This window comes from Pedobacter sp. GW460-11-11-14-TSB4 (assembly GCF_059423705.1).
The window spans coordinates 51,528-57,839 of sequence record NZ_JBWKYI010000030.1 but is presented as its reverse complement, the minus strand read 5'-3'; the positions used below and the strand labels follow the sequence as shown (position 1 = coordinate 57,839).

Annotated in this window: 4 protein-coding genes; 3 read left to right on the top strand and 1 reads right to left on the bottom strand. The window is 41.1% G+C overall.

The window, feature by feature from the left end; genetic code table 11:
- From AC07YT_RS21410 to AC07YT_RS21400, 3 genes are all read left to right on the top strand, one after another.
- The coding region (locus AC07YT_RS21410) for a DUF7507 domain-containing protein (RefSeq protein ID WP_494945514.1) at positions 1–4,086 on the top strand (4,086 nt) is incomplete at its 5' end.
- Positions 4,087–4,103: 17 nt separating this feature from the next.
- Positions 4,104–5,075: a PorP/SprF family type IX secretion system membrane protein gene (locus AC07YT_RS21405; RefSeq protein ID WP_086545769.1), complete on the top strand. Its 972-nt coding sequence runs from the start codon at positions 4,104–4,106 to the stop codon at positions 5,073–5,075.
- A gap of 111 nt (positions 5,076–5,186) precedes the next feature.
- The gene (locus tag AC07YT_RS21400; RefSeq protein WP_057934807.1) at positions 5,187–5,834 is read left to right on the top strand and encodes a response regulator; all 648 of its coding nucleotides are present in this window, start codon (positions 5,187–5,189) and stop codon (positions 5,832–5,834) included.
- Between the two features lie 27 nt (positions 5,835–5,861).
- Here AC07YT_RS21400 and AC07YT_RS21395 read toward each other — a convergent pair whose 3' ends face one another.
- Complete coding sequence (locus AC07YT_RS21395; RefSeq protein WP_086545770.1) at positions 5,862–6,047, bottom strand: hypothetical protein; 186 nt, start codon at positions 6,045–6,047, stop codon at positions 5,862–5,864.
- Positions 6,048–6,312 lie beyond the last annotated feature (265 nt).

The window sequence follows — 6,312 nt, the reverse complement described above, 5'->3', positions numbered from 1 at the left end:
GCAGTTGAAAATGTATTGCTTAACGATACCTACAACGGTAACCCGGCTACCTTAAATGAAGTGAAACTAAGCCAGGTTTCGACCACCAATCCAAATGTTACTTTAGATGTGACAACCGGAAAAGTGAATGTTGCACCAAATACGCCGGCAGGAACTTATACTTTGGTTTACCAGATCGAAGATAAACTGAACCCAGGCCAGACGAAAACGGCTACAGTAACCATCACGGTTGGTACCAGTACCATTCTGGCCAAAGATGATACCGGAACAGCAAATGGTTTTACAGGTGGTACAGCTGTTGAAAATATCCTGGTTAACGATAAGTATAATGATGCTTCACCTGCGACTACCGCTACGGTTACCATCAATCAGATTTCAACTTCAAATCCAAAAATTAACATCGATGCAGCAAGCGGAAAAGTAAATGTTGCAGCAGGAACGCTTCCTGGAGTTTATACCTTGACTTATCAGATTACCGATAAACTGGATGTGGCAAAAACTTCAATAGCAATCGTTACGGTAAACATCCCGAACTGGATAACTGATCTTCAGGTAAGCAAAACCGCCAATGTAACTGGTGTTGAAACCAATGGCGATATCAGTTATACGATCACCATCAAAAACAACGGACCAGCAACGGTATTAAGTGGTGAATCCATTGCATTGATAGAAAATCTTCCGGCAGGTTTAGAAAATATAACCTATAACACAACGGGAGGAACATACAGTTCGTCAGGCAATGCCTTTACCCTAACTGCAGATTTACTGGCAGGTGAACAGGTAAGTTTAACGGTTAACGGACATGTTGCAGCAGGATTTACCGGTGTAAATTTAGTCAATAGTGTTTCCCTAAATCCAACAGGTAAAACAACAGATCCTGAAAATGTAAACAACCAATCAACCGTTACCACACCGATCATGAAAGGCAAAGTAACATTGGTTAAAACAGCTGTGCTAAGTGCAGATGGTAACAGCATTACTTACACCTTTAACATCACCAATATGGGCGAGGTAGCCTTAAATCATGTGGTGTTAACTGATCAGAAATTAGCTTTAAATCAAACATTTTTAACAGCATTAGCCGTAGGAGCGAGTTTTACCTACAATCAGGTTTATATCCTTTCACAAAGTGATAAAGATGCCGGATCAGTAAGTAACAGCGCTTCGGTAAGTGCCAAAACACCAGCAGGAAATACGGTTACAGATATTTCCGGAACTGCAGCTGGAAACGATAATCCTACGGAAACACCAGTTTTGAATACGTCTTCACTAACTTTTACGAAAGTAGCCAGTGCCGTAGGAACGAAAATTGGCGAGTCGATCGATTATAACTTTACCATTACCAATACCGGAAGTGTGACGCTAAGTAATTTAAGCGTGAGCGATGCTGCGGTTGATGCAGGATCGATCAAACCAGCAAGCATTTCAACTTTGGCACCTGGCGAAAGTGTTAATGTTACGGCAAAACACACCTTAACACAAAACGACATTAACCAGGGATCGTTTACCAACCAGGCATCCATAAAATTAACCGATAATAAAGGAAATACAATTAATCAGTTATCCGACGATCCATCTACGCCGGCACCAAATGATGCTACAGTAACCAAATTAACGCCTTCACCAGGTTTCACCTTAACCAAAGCTGCCACAAACAGTGCAACCAAGGCTGGTGATGTAATCAATTACAGCATTATATTTAAAAATACCGGGAATGTAACCTTAACCGATATTACATTAGTTGACGCCAATGCCGATGCGGGTAGTTTAATACCGGCGAATATCACTTCGGTATTGCCAGGCGCTACCGTTAATATTACAGCTAAACATACCGTAAAACAAAGTGATGTAAACGCTGGTGGTTTCAGTAATCAGGTAAGTGCAAACGTAAAAGACCCGAAAGGAAATACGATTGTAAAAGTATCCGACGATCCATCAACTCCTGCAGCAGATGATGCCACCTTTACCGCAATTGTGGCCAATCCATCGGTTAGGTTTACTAAAATATTTGCCAATAGCGCGGGGGTGGTTAAAGTAATTGAGTACAACATTCAGGTAACCAATACCGGAAATGTTACCTTAACCAATATTGTGGTAACTGATGAGGGTGCCGATCCGGGAAGTATTACGCCTGCTACCATCAGTAAATTAGAACCTGCAGAAACTGCATTGATTTTAGCACGACACACCTTAACGCAACCAGAAATTGATCATGGCAAGTTTGTAAATCAGGCGGGTTTGGTTGCCAACTATTCGGGCGCTAATAAACTGAGTAAACTTTCAGATGATCCGAGAACCCTGGCACCTGATGATCCTACGGTATTCCCGATCAAAGAAACACCAGGCCTTACTTTGGTTAAAACAGGTGTTTTAAGTGCTGATGGAAATTCGGTTACCTATACTTTTACGGCAAAAAATACCGGGAATGTGACGCTAAACAATTTCAGTTTGCTTGATCCAAAAATTTCATCAACGCTTACGTTCACACCTGCAAGTATCGCACCTGATCAAACGGCAGTGGCCACAGCCATTTATGCCATTACGCAGGCAGAGAAAAATGCAAGTTCGGTAAGAAACACAGCTACATTAACGGCCACTACACCAGCAGGAACTTCAGTTTCGGATATTTCGGGAACCGAGGAAGACAACGATTATCCTACTATTTTAGAATTGCCAAAAATCGTAAGTTCAAAAACAGTTACCGATGCCAGTAATAATGGAAAGGCTGAAGCAAATGAGGTTTTAACTTATCGCATTATCGTTAAAAACAACGGAAATACAGCCAGAACAGGTGTGAAGATTACCGATGCCATTCCTGCTAATACGACTTATGTAAGCGCCAGTGCAGATAATAGCGGGTCGTTAACCGGCAATATATTAAACTGGAACAATTTGACTATTCCTGCCAACGGACAGGTACAGGTAAGCTTCAAAGTAACGGTTAATGCTATCATTCCTTCGGGTGTGTTAAGCGTGAACAACACGGCTACCGTAACCGATCCTGGAAATGCCTCAACACCATTAAGCCCAACGGTATCCATCCCTACAGAAGGAATGCTGGAAGGTAGTAAATCGGTTGCTGACAATAAAGGCAATAAAGATGGCAAAGCACAGGCCAATGAAATTTTGACTTATTCGCTTCAGGTAAGAAATACAGGCGGATCGGCATTAAATGGCGTAACCATAACGGATGAACTTCCTGCAGGCTTAACCTATATTCCGAACTCGGTTTCAGGTTACGGTACGGTTATGGGCAACACTTTGAAATGGACGATTAATATGCAGGCCAATTCGAGTACTGTATTAACTTTTGATGCGAAAGTTGCACCAGATGTAAATAGCTACAATACCATAAAAAATGTGGCCATCATGACGAGCCCGACGGGAACAAGCATTAACCCGGAAGCACTTGTAGCTGTAGATAATTCGGCTGATTTAATGGTGACAAAGGAATTGTTAACCAAAGGCGATATCAAAACAGGTGCGGATGTAACCTATAAAATTACGGTAACCAATAAAGGACCAAACAGGGCAACAGGCGTTACGGTTACCGATAAGCTTGCCACCATTATCGATGCGCCTAAAGAAATTACGGTTACCATCGGTACAACAACTTATACGACCACCAGCAGAGATTTAGTATGGTTAGTTGGCAGTTTAGATTTAAATCAGAGTGCCACATTAACCTTTAAAGCAAGAACCTTAGCTGCGGGTGTATTAAATAATTCGGCAACAGTAAAAGCAGATCAGCCAGATCCGGTATTGAACAATAACATGGTTCAGGCAGATGCAGCCATTATCACAGGCGATGATTTATTGATCCCGAATCTGTTTACACCTAATGGCGATGGTATAAATGATACTTTCGAGATTAATGGCCTGGCCCAATTTGCTGAAAACGAAATCACCATTGTTAACCGCTGGGGTAACGAAGTGTTCCGCGCTAAAGCTTACCAGAATAACTGGACGGGCGAAGGCTTGAATGAGGGAACTTATTATTACCTGCTACGTGTTAAAAAAGCCGGAAATAATGAGTGGAAAGTATTTAAAGGTTATATCACCCTGATCAGGGCATTTAAAAACTAATTGGGGAGGAAGATACGATGAAGAAACTAATAGGATTAATAGCAGGTTTGTTTTTGTGGCTTCCGCAGCCGGTATCTGCACAGCAGGATGCCCAGTATAGCCAATACATGTTCAACGGGATTTATATCAACCCCGCTTATGCCGGATATAAAGAGGTGCTGAATGTGCATAGCTTTTACCGTAGCCAGTGGACAGGGATTACCGGAGCACCAAGAAGCATGTCGCTGGCTGTAGATGCCATTGCAAACAGCGGTAACGTTGGTTTGGCCCTTCAGGTGGCGAGCGATAAACTGGGTGCACAGACTAACCTGAGTATTTACGGCAACTATGCCTACCGGATCAGGATGAATGATGATGGTAGCTCGAGATTGGCGCTGGGCTTGGGTGTGGGCATGGTACAGTTGGGTATCGACGGCTCCATGCTGAACCCGAACAATCCGGAACCAAATCAGCCAGTAGGCATGCAGAGTACCATTGTGCCCGATGCAAGGGCAGGGGTTTACTTTGCCAACGACAGGTTTTATGCAGGTTTCTCAGCCGATAACCTGATTGCCACTTATATCGATATCGACCGTTATGCTTTTATCCCACAGCCAAAACCGCATTATTACCTGACCGCCGGAGCTTTGTTTCCGCTTTCAGAAGATTTTCAGGTAAAACCTTCCTTCCTGTTAAAAGATGATCGGGGGGGACCAACGAGTTTAGATGTGAATGCATTTTTGATGATCAAAGATTTTATCTGGGTAGGCGGTTCGTACCGGACAGGAGTAAAGCTGTATGATAAAAACTATTTGCAACGTGATCTTACACCCAGGAACTCTGCCGTAGCAGCGATACAGATTTTTCCGTCAGAAAAACTCAGGATCGGTTATGGTTACGATTTTTCAATCGGCCCGTTACAAGGCTATAGCGGCGGAACACACGAGATTTCATTGTCCTATTCGTTCATTAAGCAAAACATCAGATTAGCAACCCCACGGGTGTTTTAAACAAAACTGTAAACTTGTGTATAATAATATTTACACATTTAAACGAAAAATTAACTACAATTGCGTACAAAAAAATAACTTTTTATTAACTTGCAGAATATTCTTAAAATAATGAAAACAAAAAATGCCGTAAGTACTTTTACTGTGCTCATCGCTGATGATCATGAGATCATCCGTCGTGGATTAAAAGGTTTAATATCAGACTTTTGGCCTGGTGTTGAAATCATTCATGCATCTACCTTAGAGCAGGCGCTTGTCGAAACAGAAAAATCGCCAAGTTTAATCATCATCGATGTAAACTTGCCGGGAGGTAATAACCTGAAGGTAATCGATCAGATTAAACTGGTTCAGCCAAACGCAAAAATTTTGGTATTTTCATCTTTGAATGAGAATATTTATGCCGTTCCATATTTAAAATCTGGCGCATCTGGTTACTTAACTAAAAATGCAGAAGAATCTGAAATTGTAACCGCCATTACTACTATTTTAGCTGGCAGTCGCTATTCGAGCAGAAATGTGAAGGAAAACATGTTCAACAGTATATTGGGTAACGATGCGGATAATCCTTTTACCAAACTTTCGGGCAGGGAATTAGAAGTAGCAGAATTACTAACAAAGGGGATAGGGGTATTGGAAATTTCTAATCAGCTGAATCTTCAAATGGGTACAGTAAGTACTTATAAACTGAGACTTTTCCAAAAGCTTAAAATAAAAAGCATTATAGAACTGGCTGAAAAGATGAGTATCTATGAAAGATAAAAAGAGTATTTACTCTTTTTATCTTTTCTAAGCCTTTTTGTTTTTATCTACAGTACCTGGTCCGCCCGTTCCTGATTCGTTAGGTGTGGAGCCAGCCTGTCCAAATTTATCTGAAGAACCCTTTCCATTTTGATCGAAGGAGGCCTTTTCCTTTGCGCTTCCTTTACTTTTACTCCCTTTTTCCGCTGTGTTTTGATTGTCTTTAGTTTTCATAAGATACCTAATTGATTACTATCTCAACATTTTAAAACAGTCAAAGTTTTATTTAATTCATTTGTGTTAACGTTTAGATTCCAGAGAAAATGATTTTGGCTATTCTAAATGAATAGCGCATTCAAGAGTTGTTACCTGACCTAAGTATAAGCCTTAAACGAATATAGCTAAAAGTTGTATTTATTTAGTTGATCAGGATCAATATATCTGGGTCGCAGGCTCTGGTAAAAACAGGCCAATTTAACTTTAGATAGCTGTTTTTTTT

Excerpts from the sequence above, each read along its gene's own strand:
- AC07YT_RS21405 (WP_086545769.1), top strand. The coding sequence starts at position 4,104 with ATGAAGAAACTAATAGGATTAATAGCAGGTTTGTTTTTGTGGCTTCCG.
- AC07YT_RS21395 (WP_086545770.1), bottom strand. The coding sequence starts at position 6,047 with ATGAAAACTAAAGACAATCAAAACACAGCGGAAAAAGGGAGTAAAAGT.
- AC07YT_RS21400 (WP_057934807.1), top strand. The coding sequence starts at position 5,187 with ATGAAAACAAAAAATGCCGTAAGTACTTTTACTGTGCTCATCGCTGAT.